This is a genomic window from Veillonella magna DSM 19857, from assembly GCF_000428745.1.
Classification (GTDB): domain Bacteria; phylum Bacillota; class Negativicutes; order Veillonellales; family Veillonellaceae; genus Veillonella_A; species Veillonella_A magna.
The window spans coordinates 1-1,774 of record NZ_AUAN01000034.1; the positions used below are offsets into that span (position 1 = coordinate 1).

Sequence of the window (1,774 nt, forward strand, 5' to 3'; positions counted from 1 at the left end):
GGTATCCAGAGTACCACGAGACACGAGAAACCTTGTGGGAAGCAGGGGGGACCACCCTCCAAGGCAAAATACCAGTATGGACCGATAGCGCATAGTACCGTGAGGGAAAGGTGAAAAGCACCCCGGGAGGGGAGTGAAAGAGAACCTGAAACCGTATGTCTACAAACAGTCGAAGCGCGTATAATTGCAGCGCGACGGCGTGCCTATTGAAGAATGAACCGGCGAGTTACTGTTACTAGCGAGGTTAAGTGGGAAACACGGAGCCGAAGCGAAAGCGAGTCTGAATAGGGCGAATAGTTAGTGATAGTAGACCCGAAACCGTAGTGATCTATCCATGGCCAGGTTGAAGCACAGGTAAAATTGTGTGGAGGACCGAACTCGTGAGCGTTGAAAAGCTTTGGGATGAGCTGTGGATAGGGGTGAAATGCCAATCGAACACGGAGATAGCTGGTTCTCCCCGAAATAGCTTTAGGGCTAGCCTCATGGAGAGAATATAGGCGGTAGAGCACTGATCGGGCTAGGGCCCATACCGGGTACCGAACCTAGTCAAACTACGAATGGCTATATTTATACATGGGAGTCAGACTATGAGTGATAAGGCCCATAGTCAAGAGGGAAACAGCCCAGACCACCGACTAAGGTCCCCAATGCTGTACTAAGTGGCGAAGGATGTGGAATTTCTAAAACAACCAGGATGTTGGCTTAGAAGCAGCCACCATTTAAAGAGTGCGTAATAGCTCACTGGTCGAGAGACTCTGCGCCGAAAATGTCCGGGGCTAAAGTACAGAACCGAAGTCGTGGCAATAGCAGCAATGCTATTGGGTAGGGGAGCGTTCCTATTGGATTGAAGCAGTACCGGAAGGAGCTGTGGACTGGTAGGAAGTGAGAATGCCGGTATGAGTAGCGAAAAGAAAGGTGAGAATCCTTTCCACCGAAAGCCTAAGGGTTCCTGAGCAACGATCGTCGACTCAGGGTAAGTCGGGACCTAAGCCGAGGCGGAAAAGCGTAGGCGATGGACAACAGGTTGAAATTCCTGTACTAGTATGAATCGTTTGATCGATGGAGTGACGCAGACAGATAGGTCAGCACGAGGATGGAAATTCGTGTTTAAGCGTGTAGGTGAAGTGGCAGGCAAATCCACCACTTCAAAAGCTGAGGCGTGATGAGGAGCGACCGGAGACGGTAGCGAACTGATTGATTCTACACTGCCGAGAAAAGCTTCTAGAGAGAGACATACTACCCGTACCGAAACCGACACAGGTGGGCGGGGAGAGAATCCTAAGGTGCGCGGGAAAACCCTCGTTAAGGAACTCGGCAAAATGCCTCCGTAACTTCGGGAAAAGGAGGACTCATGTAGTGTGAAGAGCAGTAGCGCTTGGAGCATGAATGAGTGGCACAAGAGAGGCGCAAGCGACTGTTTACCACAAACACAGGTGCCTGCTAAAGCGAAAGCTGATGTATAGGTGCTGACACCTGCCCGGTGCTGGAAGGTTAAGAGGAGGGGTTAGACTTCGGTCGAAGCTCTGAATTGAAGCCCCAGTAAACGGCGGCCGTAACTATAACGGTCCTAAGGTAGCGAAATTCCTTGTCGGGTAAGTTCCGACCCGCACGAAAGGTGTAACGACTTGCGCACTGTCTCAACGAGGGACCCGGTGAAATTGAAGTACCTGTGAAGATGCAGGTTACCCGCGACTGGACAGAAAGACCCCATGGAGCTTTACTGCAACCTAAGATTGAATTTAGTTAATGAATGTACAGGATAGGTGGGAGGCTT

Annotated in this window: 1 rRNA gene; it reads left to right on the top strand. The window is 50.8% G+C overall.

The window, feature by feature from the left end:
- Positions 1-1,774, top strand: a 23S ribosomal RNA gene (locus tag G344_RS0106950); the annotation flags it as partial.